Here is a 23,854-nt window from a genome sequence, read left to right on the forward strand (position 1 = left end):
GAAAGAATTCCAGGTGTCAGGCCTATGGTTTGGAGTGAATGGGTCGAGCCGAGGGCTCGATCACTTCTCCACAATGTAGAGCCTCAATCGGCACTGAGGAATGCCTCGAGTAGCGTCGTGGCTTCGATGCCAAGAAGCGCTGCGGCCTCCTCCATCACAGCAGCAATTTGCGCGGCGCTTCGTGGATCGATGCGTGCCGAGCCGCCGATGCCCGGCAACTCGATCACCGTGATCGCCCAGCAGGCGGTTCGACTTGCTGAGCGTCTTCATAGACTCGATGCCAGGAATCACCGGCACTCGCTGTACTCAGGGTTATTGGTTAGCCAACCACAATGTGGACTCCATATGATGTGAGCGATGGTCGCAAAAACACGAACAGCAACTGATCAGGCAAAAATCCCTCCACAAGGTGGAGAGTCCAGATCCGGTACGCAGAGCATCGAACGGGTAGTCGACGTGCTTCGCGTGATCGCCTCGCGTGGACGTCGCGGCATGCGTGTCGGCGAAGTCGTCGCCACTTCTGGACTGGCGGAAGCAACCTGCTTTCGGATGCTTCGGAGACTGGAGTTGGAAGGGATGCTCGATCGCGACCCGCACAGCAAAAAGTACTTTCTCGGGCCGCTGCTGCATGAGTTGGGCTTGCTTGCGCGCCCCCGCTACAGGCTCGCTGAACTGTGCGATGCAACATTGCAGCGCCTGGCTGAATTCACGCAAGACACGGTCTATCTGAGCGAGCGCAGCGGACTGGAAGCTGTTTGCGCCAACCGTGCACTCGGCGACTTCCCAATCAAGTCGCTGTCGCTGGACATCGGGGTGAGAAGACCGTTGGGCGTCGGTGCCGGCGGACTGGCGATCCTCTGTGCATTGCCCGCGTCCGAAGCCCACGCACTGGTCGAGGCGAACGCCCATCGCTATGAAAAGTTCGCGTCGTTTACAGCCGATTTTCTGTATGGCGCCATCGCGGAAGGCCGAAAGCGCGGCTACTCTTTTCTGGAGGGCGCCGTCACGCCCGGCACTGCATCGATCGGCGTGGCATTTCCGCCCGACAACCCGGTCGCGGCCATCAGCGTGGCAGCGATCGCTGGGCGCCTGCTGCCGGAACGCAGGCAGGAGATTGCGCGGCAGATGCACCGGGAGGTCGAGAAGCTTGTGGTTGCCTTGGCGGCTGCCAAGGTATCCGGCGACATGGCAGCAACGGACGTTACGCAGAAGTGACAGCGCTACCTTGCGCTTGACCTCGACTTTTTCGTAACCGTCTTCAGGTCATCATTTCGTAGTGCGTCTGCCGTTCCTCGATGGCCTTCCAGCCGATGACATCCTTGAATGCCGGCATGGACGTCTGACCGCAGGGAAGACTGCCGATGTCTCCGCCCCGGCGACTCGCCATCACCCGCAGGTTTTCCTGCAGCGCATGGACCGTGCTCATCAGCGTGATCAGCGGATAGCTCGCGAAGGCCGCGACGGACTCGATCTGTTCCCGCGTGAGATCGGCCATCCATAGGCCCTGCATCAACTGCAATGACAGCCGACGCCCCGTCACCTCTTTCAGCTTGACCAGGTCCTCGTAGCGACTGAAGGTCCGCGAGATCGGTTGGATCAGATCGGCGCCTGCCTCCGCATACTGTGCGCATCGGTCGATGGCCTCGGACGGATCGAGCACGTCGGTGCGCGCAACGATCAAAAAGTCGGGGTCGGTTCGCGCGTCGACCGCTGCCTTGATCTTTGCGACAGCATCGCGCACCGGAATTACCGGCATGGTCGATGCCGCTGCGGGACAGCGCTTGGGACTGAACTGGTCTTCGAGTTGAATGGCGACCGCCCCCGTCTTCTCGAACTCGCGCACCGTGCGAGCCATGTTGATCACGTTGCCATAGCCGGTATCGGCATCGGCGAACACGGGCTTGTTCACCAGATTGACGATGCGATCCACGACAGCCACGTTCTCCGTGAGCGTGTAGATCTCCACGTCGGGCTGGCCCAACAGCGCCGCTGAGATTCCGAATCCGGTGGTGAAGATGCCGTCGAAATCCGACTGGTCGACGAGCAGTGCAGACAGTGCGTCTTGCGCTCCCGCCATCCAGAGAGTGGGTCCTGACTGGATGCGCTGACGCACCGCCTTGCGATGGTTTTTCATGGAGGCTCCTTGCGAATTGAATGGACATCGGCAGGCCAACCAGTCTCCACAATGTGGCGACAACCGGGATGCCATTGAGGCATTAATTACATTGCCTGCAAGACCGATGCTCTACAAGGTTTACCCTCAACTCACCACATCGTGGACAAGATCTACAGACGGTTCCGTCGAAGAGCTACGGTGCTCATCGAGAACCCGTCAAGGAATCACGCGCTCAGCCCTCAGCTTGTCGAACAAATCCGTGAACGCATCCGGCGTGCTCTGGAAATCCAGGAACCCCGCCTTGCGACTCTTGGTCATGTCGGCCAGCACCTCCATCGGCCGGCCAAGGTCTGCGTCGGTGTGCCACCACGACACGAGGTTGTCGACATTCGCCTCTTTCAAGGCATGACGCTCGGCGATCTCCTTCCATTGCCCGGCGCATCCTTGCATCCGCTCGGCCAACGGGCGCATGGTGCCGTCGAAGTCAGCTGCTTCGATGCCGAAGTATTCGGCCAGCCGGGGCCACAACCATTTCCAGCGAAACACATCGCCATCGACGACGTTGAAGTCCTGATTGCGTGCTGCCGCGGTGTCTGACGCCCACGTGAGATGACGGGCGAGCAGCCGCGCATCGGTCATGTCGGTGAGACCTTCCCACTGCGCTGCAGACCCCGGGAATACGAACGGTTGGCCCGTCTCCCTGCAGAGCGTGGCATAGACGGCGAGCGTCACACCCATGTTCATCGCGTTGCCTATGGCGAACCCAATGATGGTGTGGGGCCGATGCACGCTCCAGCTGAAGCCATGGCGCTCGGCGGCCGCGAAGAGCCTATCTTCTTGCTCGTAATAAAAGTTGTCGACCGGCTGCCGCCCTTGCTCTTCGCGGAACGGCGTCATGGGCACGTTGCCGGTGCCGTATGCCTCGAAGGGGCCGAGGTAATGCTTGAGCCCGGTGACCAGTGCCGCATGGCCGCCGCGCAAGCCGGGGCCGACGGCATCGAGCACGTTGCTCACTATGGCGCCGTTGACGCGGATGTTCTCTTTCTCGTTCGCCTGTCGCGCCCAGGCAGTAAAGAACACTTTGGAAAACTCGATGCCATCGAGTGAGCCTAGAACTTCAGCCAGCGCGACAGGATCGGTCAGGTCTGCCGTGAGGGGCTTCACGCCGGCAGCGACGGGCGTTCTGCCGCGGGAGAGACCATAGACCGATGCGCCATCGGCGAGCAAATGCACTGCAAGCGCACTTCCAATGACACCGCTGACCCCGACGATAAGCGCGTTTTTCTTCATTCCGACAATCCTGTTCATAGTTCGCCATGGACAATAGACGACTGGCCTCGCAATGGCGAACTCAAGGTCTTCCGGCAATGAACATGACCCTGTTGAATCCTTCGACCATCGGCAGCTGGCACGCCCACGTGTACTTCGACGCCGCGACAGGAGCGGCGGCCTGGACGCTGCGCGAAACCATCGAGATCGAATTGGCCGGCCGCATCGCCATCGGCCGCTTTCACGAGAAGCCGGTGGGACCACACCCGATGTGGAGCTACCAGCTGGCCATCTCGCCTGACGACTTTCCGCACGTACTGGGATGGCTTGCACTCAACCACGGCACGCTCGACGTGTTCGTTCATCCGAACACCGGCGATGCGCTGCGCGATCACCGGGACTGTGCTGTCTGGCTGGGCAAGTCCCATGTCTTGAATCTGGCGGGGTTCACTGGCTGAGTTCACTGGCTGAATATTTTTCAGCCCGAGTGCATCCAACCGCACATGGGCTAAGTCTGAAGGTTTGACCCGGATTTGACTCGCCTAAAGTGCGACAGCCACCGAGTTTGCCTCGATGTTGACCTCAAATCGACCCGGAAACTCGTAGCATTGCGACATGGCAAAGAGCAAAGAAAGCTTTAAAGGCAACAAGGCAGCGCTGCCCAGCAAACCCTGCGTGAGTTGTGGCCTGACCATGACCTGGCGGCGTCGATGGGCGAAGAACTGGGCCGAGGTGAAGTACTGCTCGGATGCCTGCCGCCAAAAGCCACGTCCGGCCCAATAAATCCGGCAGCACACAGCCCGCTGATCTCACCCAACTCAATCACCGTCGCAATACATCCCATGACTTCGATCGTTCTCATCACGGGCGCCAGCGGTGGCATCGGCCGCGCCTTGGCACACCAACTGCACGCACAGGGCTTCCGCGTCGCCGCGGCAGGGCGCGACCTCGACCGCCTGGCCGATGTCGAAGCCGCCGTGCGGATCGCCGCCGACACCACCACACCCGAAGGCGCAGCCCAGGCCATTGCCGCCTGCCAGGAGGCGCTCGGCGCCGCGCCCAGCTTGCTGGCGCACTGCGTGGGCAGCACGCTGATCGCACCGCTGCACCGCACCCGAGAGGACGCCTACCGCGAGGTGATGCGCGTCAACCTCGACAGCGCCGTATTCATGCTGCAGGCCTGGATCGGCGCTTTGCAGGGCGGGCCTGGTGCGGCGGTGTTCGCGAGCTCGGTGGTGGCGCGAATCGGCGTCGCCAATCACGAGGCGATCGCTGCGGCCAAGGGTGGCATCGAAGCCCTGGTGCGCAGCGCCGCAGCCACCTACGCCGCGCAGCGTCTGCGCATCAACGCCGTGGCACCGGGCATGACCGAAACGCCGATGACGGCCAGCATGCTGAAGCTGCCCGCCATGCGTGACGGCGCAGCGCGCCAGTACCCTTTGGGCGGCGTGCAGACTGCAGAACAGGTGGCTGACGTCATGGCCTGGCTGCTCAGTGACGGCGCAGCCCGCCTCACGGGGCAGGTGATTGCGGTGGACGGCGGCTTCACTACCGTGCGGCCTCTCGTAAGGTAGCAGTCGGGCACTCCGGAGCGACATCCGTCACCGAGTCGTCGACCGGACAGACGCCGGTCACGCTCGCTGGGCTTCAGTGCGTGCCGTGCACGTGCTTCGTGACTGCGCGCTTGAAAGCCCGGGCCGGCCCCTCGCTCGACAGCTCTTTCAGAATGCCGCAATCGCCCGAAGCGGCGGTCGTCGAACACTGCTCCAGAAGGCCCTTCAGCTGCTTCTCCAAAGCACGCAATTCGCGGATGCGCTGGGCGACGTGCCCGAGATGTTCTTCAAGCAGCTCGCTGACCCCGCCACAGTTTTCCTGCGGCGATTCCTTGAAGCGAAGCAGCGCACGAATCTCGTCCAGCGCCATATCCAGCGAGCGGCACCGACGGATGAACATCAGCCGTTCGACGTGCTCCAAGCCGTAGATGCGGTAGTTGCTCTCGGTCCGCGCCGGGGTCGGCAACAGCCCTTCCTTTTCGTAGAAGCGGATGGTCTCTACGGGCGTGTCCGTGGCTTGCGCCAGTTCACCGATCTTCATCGAAATCCCTCCAAAAAACCGTTTGGACATTTGCGCTTGACTCTAAACCCGCTACAGGGTTTCCAATCGAGCCAATGACAAAAACCACAGTGCCTGAAATGAAAGAGAAGCCGTCCGCCATCGCGGCCAAGCCAACCGTTCCCGCCGGCGCAACGGTGTTCCGCATTCCGGCTATGGACTGTGCGGTGGAAGAAAGCGACATCCGCCGCGCGCTCGACAAGGTCGTCGGCATCAAGAGCCTCAACTTCCAGCTGGGCGCACGAACGGTGGCCATCAACGCGCCCGCCGAGGTGATTCCGCTGGCTGTCAAGGCTATTCAAAGCGCAGGTTACGAACCAGTGCCGGTGAGCGCGCCTCGAAGCGGCGCAGGCCAAGCTGCGGCCCACACAGCCGAGGACGGCCACCACGGCCACGACCATGCGGGGCATGACCACGATCACGGCCACGCTCATGTCGAGCAATCGTCCAGTGTGATTCGCCTCGGCGCCGCGCTCGCACTGGCCATCGGCGCCGAGACGCTGCATTTCTTCGCCAGCGATGTCCCCGCGATGAAGTACGTCGGCCTCGGCATGGCCGCAATCGCAATCTGGCTGTCGGGCGTCGAGACCTATTCGAAGGGCATCAAGGCGCTGAGCCGCGGCCGGCTGAACATCAACGCGCTGATGAGCGTGGCCGTCACCGGCGCCTTTGTCATTGGCCAGTGGCCGGAAGCCGCGATGGTCATGGCGCTCTACGCCATCGCCGAGTTGATCGAAGCGCGTGCCGCCGATCGCGCCCGCAACGCGATCAAAGGCCTTGTCGCTCTTGCGCCGGAAGGAGCCGACGTACAGCAGGCGGACCGCAGCTGGAAGACGGTGCCATCGGCCGGCGTGGTGCTCGATGCCATCGTGCGCATCCGTCCTGGCGAGCGCGTGCCGCTCGACGGCGTGGTCACCGAAGGCCGCAGCGCGGTGAACCAGGCGCCGGTCACGGGCGAGAGCCTGCCGGTCGATCGCAGCGTCGGAGACACGGTCTACGCCGGCACCATCAACGAGACGGGCGAACTCCAGTTTCGCGTGACCGGCATTGCGTCCAACACGACGCTGGCCCGCATCATTCACGCGGTCGAGGAAGCGCAGGGAACGCGCGCACCGACTCAGCGCTTCGTCGACCGCTTCGCGGCCATCTACACGCCATCGGTCTTCGTGCTGGCGCTGGCCGTGGCCCTGCTCATGCCGTGGCTGACGGACGCCACCTGGCTCGAAGCCATCTACAAGGCACTGGTGCTGCTGGTGGTTGCCTGCCCGTGCGCGCTGGTGATCTCGACGCCCGTGACGATCGTCAGCGCGCTGGCGGCGGGCGCGCGGCGTGGCATCCTGATCAAGGGCGGCACCTATCTGGAAGAGGCACGTAACCTCAAGGCCATCGCGCTCGACAAGACCGGCACCATCACAGAGGGCAAGCCGAAGCTGGTCGACTGGATGGTGCTTCGCCCTGACGCGGACAAAGAGCGGGTCGGCCGGATCGCGACGAGCCTTGCGGAGCGCTCCGACCACCCTGTGTCGAAAGCCATCGCGCAAGGGCTCGGCTCGCCTGCCGCGCGTGCAGAGGCCGACACGGTTGAAGGCTTCATCGCCCTCCCCGGCCGCGGCACGCAGGGCACGGTCGGTGGACGCGACCACGTGCTTGGCAACCATCGCCTGATGCAGGAGCGCGACCACAGCAATGCAGAGATCGCGGCCCAGCTTGCCGCGCACGAGCAGCAGGGCCGTACGGTCACGCTGCTGGCAGACGATCGCGGCGTTATCGCCCTCTTCGCCGTGGCGGACACTATCAAGGAATCATCGCGCCAGGCCATCGCGGAACTCAAAGCGCTCGGCGTGACCCCGGTGATGCTGACCGGAGACAACACCGCGACGGCAAGGACCATCGCGGCCGAGGCCGGCATCGACGAGTCACAAGGCAACCTGTTGCCCGAAGACAAACTTGCCGAGATCAAGGCGTTGCAGAAGCGCTTCGGCGCCACTGCGATGACTGGCGACGGCATCAACGACGCACCGGCGCTGGCGCAGGCCGACATCGGCTTTGCGATGGGCGCGATGGGCACCGACATCGCCATGGAAGCCGCCGACGTGGTCGTCATGAACGACGACCTGCGCCGCATTCCGGAAACCATCCGACTGTCGCGCAAGACGCACGCGGTGCTGGTGCAGAACATCTCGCTGGCGCTCGGCATCAAGGCCGTTTTCATGGTGCTCGCTCTGGTCGGCACGGCCACCATGTGGATGGCGGTGTTCGCCGATATGGGTGCGACGCTGCTGGTCGTCGCCAACGGGTTGCGGCTGATGCGGGCCCGGACGACTGCGGATCGGGCTTGAGGCGCGGCTTTGCAACTACACCGGCGTTGCAGCCGCTGCGGCCGCGCCTGTGAACGCCGGTCCGCTCACCTCCCTGGCCTCGTAGCCTCGGTTCACATCGAGCCCGGTGATGCGCCAATCGTGAGCCGGCAACGCGATGGGATGCACGATCCGCTCGAACGATCGCATCGGCCACGTCACGCCAAAGCGGCGCTCATGCTCGAAGGTGTCGACCTCTGCCACCGCCCCTTGCGTGTTGGCGAAGCCTTCCAGCGTGAAGCGCATTCGATGTACGAGCCCGTCGCCGCGGTCGATGCACAGGGCGACGCGGTCGGTGGCGACTCGGCCCAAGCCTGGCGATAACCAAACGTCGACGACATCGCAGACGCGGCCATCGACGCGCTCGGTGCCGCCCGACTGCATGCGCAGCCCGCGGTCGTTCAACCAGAGCGGTCCGAGCAGAAAGAGCCCATAGCCTTCGGCCACGAGAGCCGCCGCCTGCTGCGCAGCGTCATCGGCGCTGCGCACGCCGTTGAACCACACCGCAACCTCGCCTGCGTCGTCCGGCGCCGTGCCACCCCTGCGCCACCAGACGTGCTTGTTGCCCTTCGCCCCGGTGTAGGCCTGTGCCACGACAGCGGTCGAAGGCAGCAGCCTTTCTTGCGAACTGCCGCGATAGCCTTCGTCGACGACTTCGGGCTGGATGCGACCCACCAGCGGCCGCCACTTGCCGCTGTAGCTGACATTGATATCGGTCATCTGCCGGTATGCGGCAAGGCCGTGCGCCTCTGCGCTGTCAAGCAGCCGCGATACGGCACCTGCATCGTTCGCTGGTGGTTGCACGAGCGGCAGCGGCGTGGTGCAACCGCCCACGAGCCATGGCAGTGTCAGCGCGCCGAGCAACGTCCTGCGGCTGATCGCGCGCGAGGCCATTGCGTGCGAGTTCGTCATCCCTTTTTCGCCCAGGCGCTGCACCATCCCTTGGCGCTCACCTGTTTGCCGGCGAAGAGCGGGCAAGCACCGTTCGCGTCGGCGGGCTTGCCTTGGTACAACGCGCAACTGCTGCACATCTGGCCGGCGGCGTACTTCGGAAATTTCTTCGCGTCGACTCGGCTGGCGTCTGCCACATAACCAAGCGCTGCGGCCTGCGGATCTTTTTCATCAACGGCGGCTTGCGCCATGGCGTCGAGCCCGAAGCCAGTGGCTCCGGCGGAAATGGTCAGCAGAAAGATGCGGCGTGTGGTCTCGGTCTTGTTCATCGTGGTCTTTCGTGGTTGTGGGGAACTGGAACTGGCGGCTAGTAGCGCGCTCTCTGCTTCATTATTCATTTTCGTGAAACGATAATGAAGCGTTAAATGCTATTTTTCATATCGAATAACGATTCAATACCGCGTCATTCGAATTAGCGCCACAACGCATCGGCGGTCGAGCACGTTTTGGCGGCAACCCTACTTCGCCAGCGCCGCACCCCGCCACAACCGCACTGCCCGTTTCCAACGACACTGCCAATCCTTCGATAGCAGAATGGTTCTCATGCAAGAAGTCATTGAAGTTCTGACGAACGAATCCGCCATCGTCGCCGCTGCCCATGCCCTGCGTGATGAAAGCGTCGCCATGCTGAGCGCGCTGGTCAAGCACCCTTCCCTGCTCGGCCACGAGAAGAGCGCGCAAAGCTTCATGGCCGAGCGCTTCGGCGAACTCGGCCTGCAAGTGGACGAGTTCGAGATCGACGAAGAAAAGCTGAAGGCGCACCCCGGCTATTCCCCTTCGATCTTCTCTTACGACGGCCGCACGAACGTGGTGGGCATCCACCGGCCGAGCGGCCGGTTCAAGGGCAACTCGCTGATCTTCAACGGCCACATCGACGTAGTGCCGACGGGCGCCGAGGTGCTGTGGGAGGGCTCTCCGTTCTCCGGCCGGGTCGAAGGCGATCGCGTCTATGGCCGCGGCGCATCGGACATGAAGGCCGGCATCATCGCGTACACGATGGCGTTCAAGGCGCTCAAGTCGATCGGCCTGGAGCCCGCGTCTCCCGTGTACTTTCAGTCGGTGATCGAAGAAGAATGCACCGGCAACGGCGCCCTCGCGTGCCTGGTGGCCGGCTACCGCGCCGACGCCGCCGTCATCACCGAACCGATCTCCGAGAACGGCATCATGACCTGCCAGATGGGCGTGTTGTGGCTCGCCATCGAAGTGCTGGGCAAGCCGGTGCACGCCTCCGTCGCGCAAACCGGCGTGGGCGCCATCGACTTCACTCACTACCTTTTCGGCGAACTGAAAAAGCTCGAAGACAGATGGAACGCACCGAGCGCGCGCTACCGCTCCTTCGCGCACCACGACCATCCGGTCAACTTCAACCTCGGCAAGATCAACGGCGGCGAATGGGCATCGTCCGTGCCTTCAGCCTGTCGCGCAGACGTGCGGATCGGCTTCTATCCGGACATGAAGGTCGGCAAGGTCAAGGCCGAAGTCGAGGCGGTGCTCGCCGCCGCCTACGAGGCGCATCCCGCCCACGCTGCACTGAGCTACAAGATCGTCTACGAAGGCTTCCAGGCCGACGGATGCCACGTGCCGGACGACGCACCGATCGTTGTCGCCATCGCCAAGGCCCACAAAGACATCGTCGGCAAGGAAGCGACTTCAACGTCGTTCACCGGAACGACCGATGCCAAGTTTTTCAACCTCTACGGCGAGACGCCCGCCATCTGCTACGGCCCTTCGGGCGGCGCAAACATCCACGGCATCGACGAGTGGGTGTCGATCGACAGCATGATGCAGACGGTCGCGGTGCTGGCGGTGTTCATGGCACGGTGGTGTGGGGTGAATCGGTTGGGGTGAGCGAACGCAACACCACCGTCCTGAGCGGCGCGCGCACACGGCATAAAAGCGCCCGTTGGTGGACCCCTAGTGCGGTTGCGCACTCCGGCGAAGAGCGGTTCGTCGCCGGAGTTCGCGCACCAGCACTGAGCACAGAACTAGCCAAGCCGTGCCCCAGGCCGCTGCGGCGACCACGTCGCTGAAATAGTGGGCGCCGAGGTAGATGCGCGTCGTTGCCACCAACAGAACTGCCAGGCAGGCCGTCGCGTAAAGCGTCACCTGCCAGCCTAGCTTGGGCGTTCGCGTCGCGAGAAAGACGGCCAGCACGCCGTAGAGCAACGTTGCTGCCGTCACATGGCCGCTCGGAAAGCTATAGCTGGAAAGGCCCAGCAATGGCTCTTCGAGAATGGGGCGCCCGCGTTGAAAGATCTGCTTGAGCACCAGGTTTAACAACATGCCACCCGGCAGCACCAGAAGCAAGGTGAGGAGCCAGTACCCATCTCGTCGCCACCCTAAGTAAACCGCGAACGCAAGGCCGATAGCGCTGATGGGAATGGCGTTATGGGCGTCAGTGACAAGCAACATCCAGCGCGTGACGCCGGCTGCCGAGTGCCGCTGAAACCAGTGCGTGATCATTTGATCGACCTTGACGAGCGGATCGCCGGTGACGACGTCTTCGGCCACCCCTGCGAAGAGCCACGTCGCGCCGATGAACAGCAGAACGCTCAAGGTCAGCCTCAGCCCCACTTCGCTGCTCGGGGACAGGCGGGCACGAGCGAAATCCAGTTGCGGCGCGAAACGCCGTATGGCGGCGGCGAGATGCGGCGACGCGAGTCGGTGTTTGATCCAGTCAATCACCGCAAACGAAGCGGGGCGAACCGCAGACCGAGCAGCGTCAACACGCAGAACGCCGCTCCGGCGATGAATGTTGCTGGAGCACCCAAACCGTCCCACAGCAAGCCGGCGAGAACGCTGGCTACAAGCACAGCCAACCCGCTCATCAGGTTAAAGAAGCCAAACGCCGTGCCGCGCAGATGATCCGGTGCCGCGTCGGCAACCATCGTCGCGAGCAGGCCCTGCGTCATGCCCATGTGCAGGCCCCAAAGCGACACGCCCAACAGGACACTGACCCAGTGCGAGTTCGACGCAAGCACCAGGTCGGCAGCAATGAGTATCAACAGACCCATCGAAAGTAACGCTCGGTGGCTCATACGGTCGGAGAGCTTGCCGAACGGATAGGCCGATAGCGAGTAGACCAGGCTCATCACAACCATGACGAGCGGCACCCAGGCCATCCGGATCCCGCTCTGTTGCGCCCGTAGGACCAGAAATGCCTCGCTAAAGCGGGCAAGAGTGAAGACTGCGCCCACTGCAACGACCCACCAGTAAGCGCGGTCGAGCTGGCGCAGGTTGTCTCGACGCAGAGGATTCGTCCGTTTCAAGCCGGCTTCACGCGCAGGCTCCCGGACGCCGACGCCCAGCAATGCGACGGACGCTATCGCAGGTATGACGGCGACCCAGAACACCGCCCGGAAGTCGTTTGACCAGGCGATCATCAGCCCCACTGCTACAAGGGGCCCGATGAATGCACCGACCGTATCGAGTGATTGGCGCAGACCGAAGGCCGCGCCTCGAAGTTGTGGCGGCGCGATATCGGCGACCAAGGCATCTCGCGGGGCGCCTCGCACCCCCTTGCCAACCCGGTCCACCAGTCGCGCCGTCAGGACCATGCCTGTGGTCTGGGCTATCGCAAATAAAGGCTTAGAAAAAGCGCCCAACGCGTAGCCGGCAATGGCGAAAGGCTTGCGCCGGCCGAAGTAGTCGCAAAGCACGCCCGAAAAGACCTTCACCATCAAGGCTGTCGCCTCGCCCACGCCCTCCACCAAGCCGACCATGAAGGCACTTGCGCCAAGTGCAGACACCATGAATAACGGCAGCAGGCTGTGCACCATTTCCGAAGAGATGTCAGCCAAGAGGCTGACGAAACCGAGCGCCCAAATGCCTGCAGGCAGTCGCGTGGTGTTGATCGTCTCCGACGGAACTTCGTCTGTCGTCATCCTGGATGGCCTCTGGAGCCTTGTAAGGTGTTTCAGCGCGTGGTGGCCGACGCCGAACGATAACCCCGATAGGCGCCCTCCACTAAAGAGCTCCAAGGAAGGCGACCCCTCGTGCTGGCGCTCCGGCGCTCCCGCAATACCTGTGTATCCGCCGTCAAAGCGGCTGTCAGCAGCACTTACCTCTTTGCGACGCCTGGACGCGAGCCTGAAGCCGCCCTTCGCTAGCGTCGGCAACTGGCCGTTCAGCAATTTTGACGAAGGTCGGCTTCTCTTATTAATGCTGAAGGAACGCAACGGGCCCTGCTGCCGGCCACATTGATGGACGTACGACGGCTATCCGGCTTGAACCGGAGGTTCAACGCATATTGGCTAGCCAACAGACGCCTCGCGCAACCGCAGATGCGCGACCCCATCCCACGCGACAGGCAACTGATTCTTCGCCTGAAGATAGTGGTGCGTAAAGACCGCGAGGTACGCGTCCAGCGTTCGCTCTGCAATGTGCTCTCCTGCCAGATTCATGCAGAGCGCAGCCACTTCGCTGGTGCAGAAATGATCGTCGCGGCCGGAGCGGCGCAGTTTGTAGTGCGGTAACCGATCGGGCTGCAGACTGAGCACGGGCAATGGGTCGAGGTACGGGCTTTTCCCAAACATCTTGCGTGCCTCGGCCCAGGTGCCATCGAGCAGGATGAACAGCGGGCGCTTGACCGGTTCACCATGGGCAGCGCTGGACGGCGCCACTGCATGCACCACCCGGCCCGGCGCTGCGTACTGGCCTGGGAATACGACATAGGGTTGCCACTGCGGGTCGCTCAGCAAGGCCAGAAGTGCGGGATCGGTTTCAGTGCGCGACCATCCGAATGCGAAGGTGTCGACCACCACATCGGCGATCAACCAGCCCGTGTTGCTCGGCTTGAGCGGCTCGATATCGGCCATGAGCAGGCATACGCCGGCACGCGTGACGACGGACGGACGCAATGCGCACATGCAGTGACTGGCAACCAGACGGCAACCCGTGCAACGCTCACGCTTGAAACCACCACGGGCGAAGAAGGGTTTGGCACTGCGGGCCAGGCGCGCGGCGCGCAGGCGGGAGACGGCATGAGGCATGCGGGGATTCTCAGGCGTCTTCGGCCCGTCAGAGAGCGCCGTGTAGCATGAGCGAGTGCAAAAAAGTCAGGGAAGTCAGAGACATATGGTGCAGAGAATTTGGGTGCGCGCAGCATTCGTTTTGGTTGCCGCAGTGAGTGCGGTCGTGTTGGCAGGTTGCGCGAAGGATCAGCCAGCGAGCGTCAAGAGCGCCGCAAGCAAACAGAGCGGACCTCGGCAGGCGCCCGCAAAGCCGGGACCGTCGGAACAAGCCGCGCCGGCAACAGGCAACAGCAGCTTCGTTCGCCCCGCGGCGGGCAACACGATTGCAGGCTATGACGGGGTGCGCAACAAGGGCATCGACATCGACGGCAGCCGCGGTGATCCGGTTATCGCGGCTGCATCGGGGCGCGTCATGCTGGTCAGCAATTCGCTGCGGTCATACGGCACGATGATTATCATCAAGCACAACGCCAAGCTGATCACGGCCTATGCGCATCTGGATCGCGTGCTTGTGCGTGAAGACGAACAAGTCAAGCAAGGCCAGAAGATCGGCGACATGGGCAGCACGGGTACCGACCGCGTCAAGCTGCATTTCGAAGTCCGGAAGGATGGCGTTGCCACGAATCCAGCGCCGTATCTGCAAGGGAGATAAGCGACATCGATGTTGACGATGTCGCCCCACATCAGAATCTTGGACGGAGACGGGATGACACAACACACCACATGGTTGACTGAGGTGAGGATGGTTTTAGGATCCTCCTGATACCCAGATACACCGCGCTGGTTGGCATGGCGCCGCACGTTCTCGATGTGGTCGTGGCAGATCCGTTCGAGCGTGTCCGTGCAGCGTTAAGCTGAAGCATGCCTCGCAGCCGCGCCGACCTTCATTTTCAGACGCCCGACAAGCGGCTGACTGCTGTTTGCGAGTTGCGCACTCTTGACACGGTGTGTCATCCCTACGCAGCCTTGACCCAGCTTGCTGGAGACTCCGCACAGACCTTTGCGGAGCAGGCCTCCGACGGCTGGCAGCGATGGGACGGCGAACTCAGGCGGACCGCACCCGATGCGCCCACGTCCCACGCGGTCATCGGTCGCTGCACTGTCTACTGCTTTCCATCGGACATGGAGCGCGACGAGTTCTGTCGCATGACCGGATCGAGGGCCGCGACGCTGGTACGGGTGTCGGCGGCAGGGCGCTGATCAACGTCGGCGTTAGCGTCGAGTCGGCGAGTTCATTTGGGTGGTCCCCGCAGGCAGGCCCTGGATCGAAGAGCCCTGGGCTCGCGAACTGGAGGGCGGCGGCGTGCTGGGCGGAAATGCCGGCGCCACCTGCGGCTGCACAGGCGTCGAGCCCGCCCCACCCTGCGACTGCACACCTTTGCGTCCGACGCATGGCCGCCTCGGGTCGGAGCTGAAGGTGCCATCGGCACACTGCGCGGTCGTACCGGCGGGCGCGCCGCGGGTCGCTTGCGCGGACGCTTCGTTCACTGCACCCACGCAGAAAGCAGTTACTGCGTAGAACAACAAAAATCGATTCATGCCTCACTGTATGGCAGCCACCGAATCACTTGCGCCGGCGTGGGCAAACGCATCCCCGCAAGCACACCAGGATGTTCCGACCGCGTGCGCGGGCGGTGTCGGGGCAAGATCGAGCATCTCCAACCCTCCTGAAAATCAACTGTGCTCACCGTCCATCACCTCGGCAAATCCCAGTCGGAGCGCATTCTCTGGCTCTGCGAAGAACTCGGCCTCGACTACGACCTCGTACACCACGTCCGTGACCCAGTCACCGGCCTTGCCCCGCCCTCGCTCGTCGCGCTACATCCCATGGGCACCGCACCCGTCATCGAAGACGGCGAAATCGTCCTCGCGGAATCGGGCGCCATCATGGAATACATCATCGGCAGACATGGCGGCGGGCGCTTGATGCTCGCGCCTACGCACCCCGACTACGCGCAATATGTTTTCTGGTGGCACTACGCAAACGGCAATTTCCAGCCTGCGATGGGCCGCAACATGGTGATGAGTCGGCTGAACCTGCCCGCAGACAACCCGATCGCCGCGCGCATCCGGAGCCGACTGCTCGATGCTTTCACGATGATGGAAACCCGGCTCGGCAAGACGCCTTTTCTGGCCGGCGAGCGCCTGACCGCCGCGGACATCATGATGGTCTTTTCGTTGACCACCATGCGTTACTTCTTCCCGTTCGATCTCGCGCCGTACCCCAATGTGCGGGCCTACCTGCAACGCGTGGCGGCCCGCCCGGCCTACCAGCGCGCTATGCAAAAAGGCGACCCCGGAATGAAGCTGCTGCTCGACTGACCAGGCAATTGACAAAGTGAAGGGGACAGCAAAAGTTCCGCCACTTTTGCCAACTAGTTCCGAAAAAGTACGACAACGTGTACCTTTGACCGACTTGGCGTGTCGCAGCCGCGTGACTACGCTTGAGGCTTGGTTCTCCAAGGTGGTTTCAAGGGCCACACTTCCAAAGGCCCGCCCCGCGCGGGCCTTTTTTTGTCCTGCACGACGGGGGTGGTTCGTCGACAGCAACCCCGCGTACATTTACGGACCATGAAAAACGCTCTGCTCCTGATGTTGCTGCTCGGCACAGGCGCGATCGTCTTGCTGCTGGCAGGCCGCCTGATCGACGCACGCAAGCTGAAGGGCGGCCACTGGGACATCGCCATATCGGCGATCGTCATCGTAGCGATTGCGGCCGCCGGCATTTTTCTGTCGACAGATCACGACGACTGGCTCCGCTCTATCGCGAGCAGCAAACGCTGAAAGTCCGCGGCGAGACATCGGCAAGACCTCGGCGCCAAGCCTGCCGGGACTCTTTTCTTTAAGCCTGCCCTAAGCCACGCGTGATTTAGTCGCTTGAACAATTTTGGAAGGAAAGAGGCTCCCATGTTCAAACGTCTGGTCATTCATCTCGGTCATCTTGCTCTGGCGCTCGCGCTGACCGTTCCTGTCCTGGCGCTGGCACAGGCCGACACTGCCGCGACCCGCGCTCGTGAGCCTTCCATCGACGAGATCTACAAGGCGGCGGAGAGCGGAAAACTCTCCGAAGCCGACAGCATGATCGCCACGGTGCTGACGGCGCATCCGGGCAGCGCCAAAGCTCATTTCGTACACGCGGAACTGCTCGCCAAAGAAGGCAAGCTCGCGGCGGCGAAGACAGCCTACGCCAGGGCCGAGGCGCTGGCGCCAGGCCTGCCTTTTGCCAAGCCAGAAGCGGTTGCAGGCTTACTCCAGCGGATCGATGGACCAGCGTCCGCAGCGCGGCCCGCGTCCACAAAGGTGGTCGAATCACAGAGCGTCGCGTCGTCCGGTCTCGGCGCACCGGCCAAGACAGGCATCGTGGTGCTGCTGATCGCGGCAGGCTTCTTCATGTTCAAGCGAATTTCGGGTGCAAGGCCTGGTGCAAGCGGTGCACCCGGTGCGCCGGGCAGTGCGCCGGTCACTGCGCAAACGGGCTACCCGAATCCTTCGTATGGCGGCGTTCCGGCTGGCTACGCACCGGGATCGACGGCACAACCCAACTACCCCTATGCCACACCGGCGCCCGCCGCGCCATCGGCAACTTCCGGCCTGGGTGGCGCGTTGATGACGGGCGCCGCCGTTGGCTTGGGCGCGGTCGCAGTCGAGCAAGCCGTGCGGCACTTCAGCCAACGCGACAGGTCTGACGACATAGCCGAAAAACGTCGCGATCAGCCTGCTTTCGACAACAATCTCGGACCGGATACCAATGCAGACATGGGCGGCTCCGACTTCGGAATTTCCGATGCCGGCTCATGGGACAGTGGCGGTGGCGGCGGCGGCGGCGATTCCAGCAGCGATTGGTGAGTCGCTTACGTCGCTTAACAGCGAAACAGCACCAGCGCATCATCTTCTTTGAGGACGTCTTGAGCCGACGAACGGGCACCACGAAAGCCAGGTAAAAAGCATCATTGAACAATGGTGCTGACCCTTCAATTCCTGTCGGTGGACGACAAGATCCAGGCCGATTGCCGCTCTGGCTCACTGAAGACCGACATTTACGAACACGTCGCGATCTTCGTCGGCCACCACCTCGATCGAGCACACGCCGCAATGCTCAGAGCGTCGCGCTGCGAGTTGGTGGAAGGCCGGTATGCCCGGTATACGGGCGATGTCTATCGGCCAGCACACGGCGACCCGGTTGAAGTTGGTCAATGCTTGGTCGGCGTCTTTCCGACAGCGGGCGATCGCGATGCCTTCACATTGCTTTCCGGTGCGCACCGTGCCTACTTTGCCCGGGCTATTGCGCAACTCGATTGATTGACTGATGAGTAGCCGAGCAGGCGTCCCAGCGTATCCCCATATACAGCGTTGCCACGTCGGCGTTCATGTGCGGTTCCCTCGACCTCACCTCGACTGTCATTTCATGTAGGAACGAAGCACGGAGACGATGGCCTCGACGTCTTCCATACGGTCATGCGATGCGTCGCTCCCTGGCCCTATGTGCTCGCGGAGATGCCCTTCGAGCACTTGCGACATAAGGCCTTTCACCGCCCCGCGGATCGCCGCGATCTGCTGCAGCACCGCCATGCATTCGGTGCCGGCTTCAAGTGCGCGCTCCAGTGCCTCTGCCTGGCCTTTGATGCGCCTGACGCGTGCGAGCAAGGGCTTTTTGTCGGTGATCGTGTGTGCCATGGTGCATTGTAAAAGGCACCGAACGAATACTGGGGTAGAGTATGTGAATGCAAACAGACGACGCCGCCCAGTCACCTTTGAGCTGGCAGCACTCCCACGCTTTCGACGAAGGCAATCCACTCGCCGAACGCCTGACCAAGGGGGTAGTCGTTTTGACCGCCGTGATGATGGTGGTCGAAATCGCAGGCGGCTGGACCTTCAACTCCATGGCCCTGCTGGCAGATGGATGGCACATGAGCTCGCATACGCTGGCGTTGGGTTTGTCGGTCATCGCATATGCAGCAGCCCGACGCTTTTCTGGCGACAGTCGCTTCGCTTTCGGCACCTGGAAAATCGAAGTGCTCGGCGGCTTCAGCAGCGCGATCCTGCTGACGCTGGTCGCGGCGCTGATGCTCTACCAATCGGTCGAGCGGCTGGCCTCGCCGACCACGATCCATTACGACGAAGCCATCGCGATCGGCGTGATCGGCTTGCTGGTCAACCTCGCTTGCGCGTGGCTGCTACGCGGCGGTCATCAGCACGAACACCACGGTCACGGTCACGACGACGCCCATGGTCATGCGCATCACCAGGACCTGAACCTTCGCTCCGCCTACGTGCATGTGGTGGCCGATGCCGCGACGTCCGTGCTGGCCATCGTCGCGCTGTTCGGCGGCAAGTTGTGGGGCGCAGCGTGGCTCGACCCCGTCATGGGAATTGTCGGTGCCGGGCTGGTGGCAGTGTGGGCCTACGGGCTGATGCGCGATTCAGGTCGGGTACTGCTGGATGCAGAAATGAACGCGCCTGTGGTGCAGGAGATTCGGGAGGTGATCGATGCCAGTCCGGTCAAGGCGACGTTGTGCGACCTGCATGTCTGGCGCGTCGGCAAAGGCAAGTACGCCTGCATCGTCTCGCTCGCGACGACGGCGGCTGTCGAGCCAGACTTTTTTAAGCAGCAGCTGCGCGTCCATGAAGAGCTGGTTCACATCACAGTCGAAGTCAACCGCGTGGAACACCGTGTTGCTGACGTGGCTCATCGCCCGATCGCGTCCTGAGCTTTCTCCGACGACTCAACGCTGCTGACCCCAGCGCCGAACGGTCAGCCGCTCGAACGTCGCGGCCGGCAATGCGATGCGGTCCTTGTCGGTGAAATCTGCGATGGTCTTGATCGCAGTGTTGTTGCGCACCAGGTAGTACGGAAAGTGGCCTAGCGACGCCATGCGCTTCACGTTTTGCTTGCCCTTGGTCCGGTCCTTGTTGCCTGACAGCAAGGCGTCGTTGATGGCCGCACCAACCGACAGCTTGATCCACTCGACCTTGGCGTCGAACTCGCGAGACGAAGTGCGCAGCGACCTGGGGGCGAGCAGCTACCTTGGCGTGTCGCCAATGACAGTTGTGCGATAGAGCTTCCGACGAAGGTTGCCCGCCGTACCAGCCGCCAGATGCATCAACGAACGGTTGTCCCAGAACACCAGGTCGTGCGGCTTCCACGCGTGGCGATAGACGAACTCGGGCTTCACGCTGTGAGCGAACAGCTCTCCCAGCAGTGCGTCGCTTTCATCTTGCGGGAGGCCGACGATGCGGGTCGTGAAATGCTCGCTTACGAACAGCGCCTTGCGGCCCGTTTCGGGGTGGGTGCGAACCACCGGCTGCACCGCAGGTGCGACCTGATCGATCTGTGCCTGCGACAGCTTCGGCCGCCAGGGATTCTTCGCACGCAGGTCTTCGTACTTGGCGAGGTAGCTGTGCTCGGCCTTCAAATGCAAGACCTTTTGCTGGAGCTTCGGGCTCAATGCTTCCCACGCCAGATGTTGATCGGCGAACAGCGTGTCTCCCCCTTCCGCTGGCAATTCCTGCGCATGCAACAGCGAACCCAGGCTCGGCTTCGGCTTGTATGAAATGTCGGAGTGCCAGTACACACCGGCGTCGCCAAGCCCGATCGGCTCGTCGTTTTCCTTGATGTTCGAAACGATCAGGATCTCGGGATGATTCTTCAGATGGAACTGGTGCAGCACATGAATCTCGAGAGGGCCGAATCGGCGGCTGAACTCGATTTGCGCTTCAGGTGAAACGTTCTGGTCGCGAAACACCACCACGTGATGATCCAGGTGCGCGCGATGGATGCGCGCAAAGTCCACCGCGTCAATCGGTTTGGAAATATCGAGCCCGACGATCTCGGCGCCGACAGGTGCGTCGAAGCGCCGGACTTCGAAAGCTTGCGATGAGATCGAGTCGGCCGCCGAATCGGTCGATGTTGCCGTTGGCATAGTTGATGGGACTGTAGCAATGGCGGTCATGCGAGTCTTGTTCTTCAAACGAGACCCTTACTTTAGGTTTGCACCCGGCAAACACGAACGATTGATTTCTTGGTTGCTTATGAAAAATCGGTTGATTGAAAACCGATCGGCCGCCCTGGGGCGCAACCGTTGGTCGAGCCGAAGAGCGCCTCGGAAGCAGCGCGCCAACCGGTGGTGTCCGGGCTGTCGTTCCAACGCAGTCCATCCGACCGTGTGCCGACTCGATGTGCGCCATGTCTGACGCAGGGTTTCTGCGGGCGCCTTCACGCGTCTGCGCCCCTCCGGCAATGATCGGCTCAACGAAATATTTGGCCTCGAACACCCATGAAGTTGCGCACGTCGAACACCCTCCGCACCACACTCCCGGTTGCCGTGCTGGCCCTCGCAGCGATCGCGCTGCTTGCCGCATGCGCCACCTCCCCTTCTGCGGGCCGAAGCCCTGTCGCGCTGGCACCCAAGGTGGACTTGCCGCGGTTCATGGGCGACTGGTATGTCATCGCGAACATTCCGACATTCCTGGAAAAGGGCGCGCACAACGCCAAAGACAGCTACCGGCTCGATGCCGACGGCACCATTCCGACCACCTTCAGCTTCAACGCCGATGCGCCAGACGGGCCGCGCAAAAGCTACGGCTCGCGTGGCTTCGTGATGGATGGTGGAGCGAACGCGGTGTGGGGCCAGCAGTACGTGTGGCCGATCAAGGCGGACTACCGAATCTCTTACATTTCGCCGGATTACACCCAGACGGTGATCACCCGCGACAAGCGAGACTACGTGTGGATCATGGCGCGCACGCCGACGATCCCAGAATCTGACCTGGCGCGCCTGACCGCATTCGTCGGAAGCCAGGGCTACGACGTCGACAAGCTGCAGCGCGTGCCGCAGGTCGCAATCAAGTGAGGCGCACCGCGTTTGCCGATGCCGTACCGGTGATTCAGTTCGGGTAGAACGCCTGCTGGCGGTCGTTTCGCGCCGGCGATTTTCCCGCCGAGTGCTCCGGCGAACGGCCCCAGAAGCGTGGTGTCATCACAGCTGCAAAAGGCGCAATGCGCGGATCCCGGGCACGGCCTCCAGTGGCGGCCATCTCTATCAGGGCGGCGTATTCGGACGTATCGGTGTCAGGAATCTGCATGCCCCGATGCTAGGCCGTTCTTCTCACCAATCCTCTCCTCCGACTGCCGGGGCGTACGCATAGCGCGTTTTACGTCACACATTTGCCGGAATGTTGGTCGCCGGCGCTCGACGAACCATAGGTCAAAGCCCTACGGATCCACCCCGTGCGGGCCGACACGTCGTGAGGTCGTCTCGCCGCCAAACTGACATCCACGGGCGACAAGGTGTCTCCCTGTCATTCAATAGAGGTGTTTCATGAATCCAGACAACGTCAAATCCCCATCGCAACTAGCCGATGAAGCTCGTGGAACTGCAGGCGACGCGCTCGACACCGCAAAGAATTTTGCGCAAGCCTCCCGCGCTGTCAGTGACGACGCACTGAGTTCGGTAAAGGACTCTCTGCAGGACAGCGCCGATGACGCAAAGGTGCTCGGCCACGATGCAGCCAGCGCGGCCCGCAGTTATGTGCGCGATGCAAGGCAAACCGGGAAGGATGCGATCGAAACAGGCCGCGCCTACGCGAAGGACGCCGTTAACGCCGCCGGAAAAAAAGTTGCCGACATCAAGGATCAGTTGTCGACCGCGCGCAAGCAAAGCGAGCAATACATCATGGACCAGCCCGTGCGCGCGACCTTGATCGCAGCGGCAGGCGGTGCGGTGCTGACAGCGCTGCTCGTGTCGTTCATGCGAAAGAGCGACCGTCGGTAGTCGTTAGCTTCCGGGAAGCCGCGCGCGCGAGTGCCGCGGCGACCCGATTTCGTCGGCCGACGGTATCGGAACGCATTGAACCGAGCGTCGTGCTACCCACGATGAGCGACTTTCTGGTCCTGTGGTTTGCAGACGCGGGAAATCGCGCGTGAGGGACACTGCCCGTGCCGACGCGCCGCAAGGTCCGAACACGAGGCAAGATACGGGCGAAACCAAGCCTGGATCACAGAAGACTTCGATGACAAAAAACCCTGCAGCCGACATCGCACTGAATGACGGAGCCGATGCTGTCGCCGCCACAGCAACCGCCGCAAGCACCCATGTCACCGTCCGCACCGCCGTGCTGGACTTGCTCCGCGCGTTCCACATGACCACGATGTTCGGTAACCCGGGCTCTACGGAGCTGGGCCTGTTCCGCAACTTCCCCTCAGACTTTCGCTACGTGCTGGGCCTGCAGGAAGCCGTGGTCGTGGCCATGGCCGATGGTTATGCGCAGGCCACGCGAAACGCCAGCTTCGTCAACCTGCATTCGGCGGCCGGCGTCGGTCATGCGATGGGCAACATCTTTACCGCGTACAAAAACCAGACGCCGATGGTGATCACCGCCGGCCAGCAGGCAAGGTCGATCCTGCCATTCGACCCCTTCCTTTTCTCCGGTCAGGCGACCGAGCTGCCCAAGCCCTATGTCAAGTGGAGCGTGGAACCGGCGCGCGCCCAAGACGTGCCGCTGGCGATGGCCCGCGCGTACTACATCGCCATGCAGGAGCCGCGCGGTCCAGTGCTGGTATCGATTCCAGCCGATGACTGGGACTGCCTGACCGAGCCGGTGTTGCCCCGCGTGGTGAGCACCGAGTCCCGTCCCGAACCGATGGTGCTCGGTCTCATCGGCGATGCACTGGACGCGAGCCGACGCCCTGCTTTTGTCGTGGGCACCGCGGTCGACCGCTGCCAGGCCTGGGATGCGGTAGTGGCGCTGGCCGAGCGGCATAACGCCAGCGTGTGGGTGGCGCCGATGTCGGGCCGCTGCGGCTTCCCGGAAGACCATCGCCTGTTCGCCGGCTTTCTGCCCGCCATGCGCGAGAAGATCGTGCAGTTGCTCGGCGGTCACGACTACATCTTCGCGGTCGGTGCGCCTGCCTTCATCTATCACGTGGAAGGCCACGGCCCGCACGTGCCCGCCGGCGCCATGCTGGGTCAGTTGATCGACGACCCGACGATGGCGGCATGGACTCCGGTCGGCACCACGGCGGTTGGAAATATCCGGCTCGGCGTACAGGACTTGCTTGTGCGCCCCCTCGCCCCGCA

At 62.6% G+C, this 23,854-nt stretch carries 28 protein-coding genes and 1 pseudogene; 16 read left to right on the top strand and 13 right to left on the bottom strand.

Annotated elements, in window-relative coordinates; genetic code table 11:
* Window positions 1-83: 83 nt before the first annotated feature.
* On the bottom strand, window positions 84-227 hold the full coding sequence (locus tag QN397_RS20970; protein WP_323501843.1) for a hypothetical protein: 144 nt from the start codon (window positions 225-227) through the stop codon (window positions 84-86).
* Between the two features lie 130 nt (window positions 228-357).
* On the opposite strand from QN397_RS20970, the gene QN397_RS20975 reads away from it, so the two are divergent.
* Entirely contained in the window at window positions 358-1,215 is an 858-nt protein-coding gene (locus QN397_RS20975; protein ID WP_323501844.1) for an IclR family transcriptional regulator, read from the top strand.
* 43 nt (window positions 1,216-1,258) lie between these two features.
* Here QN397_RS20975 and QN397_RS20980 read toward each other — a convergent pair whose 3' ends face one another.
* Together QN397_RS20980 and QN397_RS20985 are read right to left on the bottom strand one after the other, a co-directional pair.
* Window positions 1,259-2,134: an isocitrate lyase/PEP mutase family protein gene (locus QN397_RS20980; RefSeq protein ID WP_323501845.1), complete on the bottom strand. Its 876-nt coding sequence runs from the start codon at window positions 2,132-2,134 to the stop codon at window positions 1,259-1,261.
* Window positions 2,135-2,332: 198 nt separating this feature from the next.
* A complete protein-coding gene (locus QN397_RS20985; protein WP_323501846.1) occupies window positions 2,333-3,406 on the bottom strand; it encodes an SDR family oxidoreductase in 1,074 nt (357 codons plus the stop codon).
* A gap of 83 nt (window positions 3,407-3,489) precedes the next feature.
* Between QN397_RS20985 and QN397_RS20990 the strand changes: the two genes are divergently transcribed.
* The 3 genes from QN397_RS20990 (at window position 3,490) to QN397_RS21000 (ending at window position 4,959) form a co-directional block, all read left to right on the top strand.
* Window positions 3,490-3,843: a DOPA 4,5-dioxygenase family protein gene (locus QN397_RS20990; protein WP_323501861.1), complete on the top strand. Its 354-nt coding sequence runs from the start codon at window positions 3,490-3,492 to the stop codon at window positions 3,841-3,843.
* 157 nt (window positions 3,844-4,000) lie between these two features.
* On the top strand, window positions 4,001-4,168 hold the full coding sequence (locus QN397_RS20995) for a DUF2256 domain-containing protein (protein ID WP_323498258.1): 168 nt from the start codon (window positions 4,001-4,003) through the stop codon (window positions 4,166-4,168).
* A 59-nt stretch (window positions 4,169-4,227) separates the two neighbouring features.
* Complete coding sequence (locus QN397_RS21000; RefSeq protein WP_323501847.1) at window positions 4,228-4,959, top strand: SDR family NAD(P)-dependent oxidoreductase; 732 nt, start codon at window positions 4,228-4,230, stop codon at window positions 4,957-4,959.
* A gap of 73 nt (window positions 4,960-5,032) precedes the next feature.
* Here QN397_RS21000 and cadR read toward each other — a convergent pair whose 3' ends face one another.
* Complete coding sequence (cadR, locus tag QN397_RS21005; RefSeq protein WP_323501848.1) at window positions 5,033-5,479, bottom strand: Cd(II)/Pb(II)-responsive transcriptional regulator; 447 nt, start codon at window positions 5,477-5,479, stop codon at window positions 5,033-5,035.
* Between the two features lie 98 nt (window positions 5,480-5,577).
* Between cadR and QN397_RS21010 the strand changes: the two genes are divergently transcribed.
* Window positions 5,578-7,836 (top strand): heavy metal translocating P-type ATPase, encoded by a 2,259-nt coding sequence (locus QN397_RS21010; RefSeq protein ID WP_323501862.1) that lies wholly within the window; start codon window positions 5,578-5,580, stop codon window positions 7,834-7,836.
* A gap of 15 nt (window positions 7,837-7,851) precedes the next feature.
* Here QN397_RS21010 and QN397_RS21015 read toward each other — a convergent pair whose 3' ends face one another.
* Together QN397_RS21015 and QN397_RS21020 are read right to left on the bottom strand one after the other, a co-directional pair.
* Window positions 7,852-8,766: a hypothetical protein gene (locus QN397_RS21015; protein WP_323501849.1), complete on the bottom strand. Its 915-nt coding sequence runs from the start codon at window positions 8,764-8,766 to the stop codon at window positions 7,852-7,854.
* Window positions 8,763-9,074 (bottom strand): high-potential iron-sulfur protein, encoded by a 312-nt coding sequence (locus QN397_RS21020; protein ID WP_323498254.1) that lies wholly within the window; start codon window positions 9,072-9,074, stop codon window positions 8,763-8,765. The genes QN397_RS21015 and QN397_RS21020 overlap by 4 nt, the downstream gene beginning before the upstream one ends.
* Window positions 9,075-9,348: 274 nt before the next feature.
* Between QN397_RS21020 and QN397_RS21025 the strand changes: the two genes are divergently transcribed.
* The gene (locus QN397_RS21025; RefSeq protein WP_323501850.1) at window positions 9,349-10,653 is read left to right on the top strand and encodes an ArgE/DapE family deacylase; all 1,305 of its coding nucleotides are present in this window, start codon (window positions 9,349-9,351) and stop codon (window positions 10,651-10,653) included.
* Window positions 10,654-10,719: 66 nt separating this feature from the next.
* Here the strand turns inward: QN397_RS21025 and QN397_RS21030 are convergent, their stop codons facing one another.
* The 3 genes from QN397_RS21030 to QN397_RS21040 all read right to left on the bottom strand — a co-directional run bounded on the left by QN397_RS21030 (window position 10,720) and on the right by QN397_RS21040 (window position 13,796).
* A complete protein-coding gene (locus QN397_RS21030; protein WP_323501851.1) occupies window positions 10,720-11,361 on the bottom strand; it encodes a phosphatase PAP2 family protein in 642 nt (213 codons plus the stop codon).
* Window positions 11,362-11,486: 125 nt separating this feature from the next.
* Window positions 11,487-12,689: an MFS transporter gene (locus QN397_RS21035; RefSeq protein WP_323501863.1), complete on the bottom strand. Its 1,203-nt coding sequence runs from the start codon at window positions 12,687-12,689 to the stop codon at window positions 11,487-11,489.
* Window positions 12,690-13,058: 369 nt separating this feature from the next.
* A complete protein-coding gene (locus QN397_RS21040; protein ID WP_323501852.1) occupies window positions 13,059-13,796 on the bottom strand; it encodes a tRNA-uridine aminocarboxypropyltransferase in 738 nt (245 codons plus the stop codon).
* A 103-nt stretch (window positions 13,797-13,899) separates the two neighbouring features.
* Here QN397_RS21040 and QN397_RS21045 point away from each other — a divergent pair, with 103 nt between their 5' ends.
* From QN397_RS21045 to QN397_RS21070, 6 genes are all read left to right on the top strand, one after another.
* Window positions 13,900-14,430, top strand: a complete 531-nt coding sequence (locus tag QN397_RS21045) for a peptidoglycan DD-metalloendopeptidase family protein (protein WP_323501853.1) — start codon at window positions 13,900-13,902, stop codon at window positions 14,428-14,430.
* A gap of 209 nt (window positions 14,431-14,639) precedes the next feature.
* Complete coding sequence (locus QN397_RS21050) at window positions 14,640-14,978, top strand: hypothetical protein (protein WP_323501854.1); 339 nt, start codon at window positions 14,640-14,642, stop codon at window positions 14,976-14,978.
* A 480-nt stretch (window positions 14,979-15,458) separates the two neighbouring features.
* The gene (locus QN397_RS21055; RefSeq protein ID WP_323501855.1) at window positions 15,459-16,100 is read left to right on the top strand and encodes a glutathione S-transferase family protein; all 642 of its coding nucleotides are present in this window, start codon (window positions 15,459-15,461) and stop codon (window positions 16,098-16,100) included.
* A gap of 270 nt (window positions 16,101-16,370) precedes the next feature.
* Entirely contained in the window at window positions 16,371-16,562 is a 192-nt protein-coding gene (locus QN397_RS21060; RefSeq protein ID WP_323501856.1) for a hypothetical protein, read from the top strand.
* Between the two features lie 123 nt (window positions 16,563-16,685).
* Window positions 16,686-17,624: a hypothetical protein gene (locus QN397_RS21065; RefSeq protein ID WP_323501857.1), complete on the top strand. Its 939-nt coding sequence runs from the start codon at window positions 16,686-16,688 to the stop codon at window positions 17,622-17,624.
* A 111-nt stretch (window positions 17,625-17,735) separates the two neighbouring features.
* Window positions 17,736-18,077, top strand: a complete 342-nt coding sequence (locus tag QN397_RS21070) for a hypothetical protein (RefSeq protein WP_323498243.1) — start codon at window positions 17,736-17,738, stop codon at window positions 18,075-18,077.
* Between the two features lie 99 nt (window positions 18,078-18,176).
* On the opposite strand, the gene QN397_RS21075 is transcribed toward QN397_RS21070, so the two are convergent.
* Complete coding sequence (locus QN397_RS21075; protein ID WP_323498242.1) at window positions 18,177-18,452, bottom strand: metal/formaldehyde-sensitive transcriptional repressor; 276 nt, start codon at window positions 18,450-18,452, stop codon at window positions 18,177-18,179.
* A gap of 47 nt (window positions 18,453-18,499) precedes the next feature.
* Between QN397_RS21075 and dmeF the strand changes: the two genes are divergently transcribed.
* Window positions 18,500-19,486: a CDF family Co(II)/Ni(II) efflux transporter DmeF gene (gene dmeF, locus QN397_RS21080; RefSeq protein WP_323501858.1), complete on the top strand. Its 987-nt coding sequence runs from the start codon at window positions 18,500-18,502 to the stop codon at window positions 19,484-19,486.
* Between the two features lie 21 nt (window positions 19,487-19,507).
* Here the strand turns inward: dmeF and QN397_RS21085 are convergent.
* Window positions 19,508-19,756 (bottom strand): annotated as a pseudogene (locus tag QN397_RS21085) (ABC transporter substrate-binding protein); the annotation flags it as partial.
* A 42-nt stretch (window positions 19,757-19,798) separates the two neighbouring features.
* A complete protein-coding gene (locus tag QN397_RS21090; protein ID WP_323498279.1) occupies window positions 19,799-20,698 on the bottom strand; it encodes a TauD/TfdA family dioxygenase in 900 nt (299 codons plus the stop codon).
* Window positions 20,699-21,052: 354 nt separating this feature from the next.
* Between QN397_RS21090 and QN397_RS21095 the strand changes: the two genes are divergently transcribed.
* Window positions 21,053-21,628, top strand: coding sequence for a lipocalin family protein (locus QN397_RS21095; RefSeq protein ID WP_323501859.1), 576 nt, complete (start codon window positions 21,053-21,055; stop codon window positions 21,626-21,628).
* A gap of 34 nt (window positions 21,629-21,662) precedes the next feature.
* Here the strand turns inward: QN397_RS21095 and QN397_RS21100 are convergent, their stop codons facing one another.
* Window positions 21,663-21,860, bottom strand: coding sequence for a hypothetical protein (locus QN397_RS21100; RefSeq protein WP_323498239.1), 198 nt, complete (start codon window positions 21,858-21,860; stop codon window positions 21,663-21,665).
* A 236-nt stretch (window positions 21,861-22,096) separates the two neighbouring features.
* Here QN397_RS21100 and QN397_RS21105 point away from each other — a divergent pair, with 236 nt between their 5' ends.
* Window positions 22,097-22,549 (top strand): hypothetical protein, encoded by a 453-nt coding sequence (locus tag QN397_RS21105; RefSeq protein WP_323498238.1) that lies wholly within the window; start codon window positions 22,097-22,099, stop codon window positions 22,547-22,549.
* 238 nt (window positions 22,550-22,787) lie between these two features.
* Window positions 22,788-23,854: benzoylformate decarboxylase (mdlC, locus tag QN397_RS21110; protein ID WP_323501860.1), on the top strand; the 1,067-nt coding region annotated here is incomplete at its 3' end.

Source organism: Variovorax sp. RTB1 (genome assembly GCF_035018765.1).
Classification (GTDB): Bacteria; Pseudomonadota; Gammaproteobacteria; order Burkholderiales; family Burkholderiaceae_C; genus Variovorax.

Coding starts and splice junctions, on each gene's coding strand:
- QN397_RS20980 (WP_323501845.1), bottom strand. CDS start 2,134: ATGAAAAACCATCGCAAGGCGGTGCGTCAGCGCATCCAGTCAGGACCC.
- QN397_RS21025 (WP_323501850.1), top strand. CDS start 9,349: ATGCAAGAAGTCATTGAAGTTCTGACGAACGAATCCGCCATCGTCGCC.
- QN397_RS20985 (WP_323501846.1), bottom strand. CDS start 3,406: ATGAAGAAAAACGCGCTTATCGTCGGGGTCAGCGGTGTCATTGGAAGT.
- QN397_RS21075 (WP_323498242.1), bottom strand. CDS start 18,452: ATGGCACACACGATCACCGACAAAAAGCCCTTGCTCGCACGCGTCAGG.
- QN397_RS21065 (WP_323501857.1), top strand. CDS start 16,686: ATGTTCAAACGTCTGGTCATTCATCTCGGTCATCTTGCTCTGGCGCTC.
- QN397_RS21010 (WP_323501862.1), top strand. CDS start 5,578: ATGAAAGAGAAGCCGTCCGCCATCGCGGCCAAGCCAACCGTTCCCGCC.
- QN397_RS21090 (WP_323498279.1), bottom strand. CDS start 20,698: ATGCCAACGGCAACATCGACCGATTCGGCGGCCGACTCGATCTCATCG.
- QN397_RS21035 (WP_323501863.1), bottom strand. CDS start 12,689: ATGACGACAGACGAAGTTCCGTCGGAGACGATCAACACCACGCGACTG.
- QN397_RS21060 (WP_323501856.1), top strand. CDS start 16,371: ATGTTGCTGCTCGGCACAGGCGCGATCGTCTTGCTGCTGGCAGGCCGC.
- QN397_RS21015 (WP_323501849.1), bottom strand. CDS start 8,766: ATGACGAACTCGCACGCAATGGCCTCGCGCGCGATCAGCCGCAGGACG.
- QN397_RS21020 (WP_323498254.1), bottom strand. CDS start 9,074: ATGAACAAGACCGAGACCACACGCCGCATCTTTCTGCTGACCATTTCC.
- QN397_RS21040 (WP_323501852.1), bottom strand. CDS start 13,796: ATGCCTCATGCCGTCTCCCGCCTGCGCGCCGCGCGCCTGGCCCGCAGT.
- QN397_RS21070 (WP_323498243.1), top strand. CDS start 17,736: ATGGTGCTGACCCTTCAATTCCTGTCGGTGGACGACAAGATCCAGGCC.
- QN397_RS21105 (WP_323498238.1), top strand. CDS start 22,097: ATGAATCCAGACAACGTCAAATCCCCATCGCAACTAGCCGATGAAGCT.
- QN397_RS20995 (WP_323498258.1), top strand. CDS start 4,001: ATGGCAAAGAGCAAAGAAAGCTTTAAAGGCAACAAGGCAGCGCTGCCC.
- QN397_RS21050 (WP_323501854.1), top strand. CDS start 14,640: ATGCCTCGCAGCCGCGCCGACCTTCATTTTCAGACGCCCGACAAGCGG.
- dmeF (WP_323501858.1), top strand. CDS start 18,500: ATGCAAACAGACGACGCCGCCCAGTCACCTTTGAGCTGGCAGCACTCC.
- QN397_RS21000 (WP_323501847.1), top strand. CDS start 4,228: ATGACTTCGATCGTTCTCATCACGGGCGCCAGCGGTGGCATCGGCCGC.
- cadR (WP_323501848.1), bottom strand. CDS start 5,479: ATGAAGATCGGTGAACTGGCGCAAGCCACGGACACGCCCGTAGAGACC.
- QN397_RS20990 (WP_323501861.1), top strand. CDS start 3,490: ATGACCCTGTTGAATCCTTCGACCATCGGCAGCTGGCACGCCCACGTG.
- QN397_RS20975 (WP_323501844.1), top strand. CDS start 358: ATGGTCGCAAAAACACGAACAGCAACTGATCAGGCAAAAATCCCTCCA.
- QN397_RS21095 (WP_323501859.1), top strand. CDS start 21,053: ATGAAGTTGCGCACGTCGAACACCCTCCGCACCACACTCCCGGTTGCC.
- QN397_RS21100 (WP_323498239.1), bottom strand. CDS start 21,860: ATGCAGATTCCTGACACCGATACGTCCGAATACGCCGCCCTGATAGAG.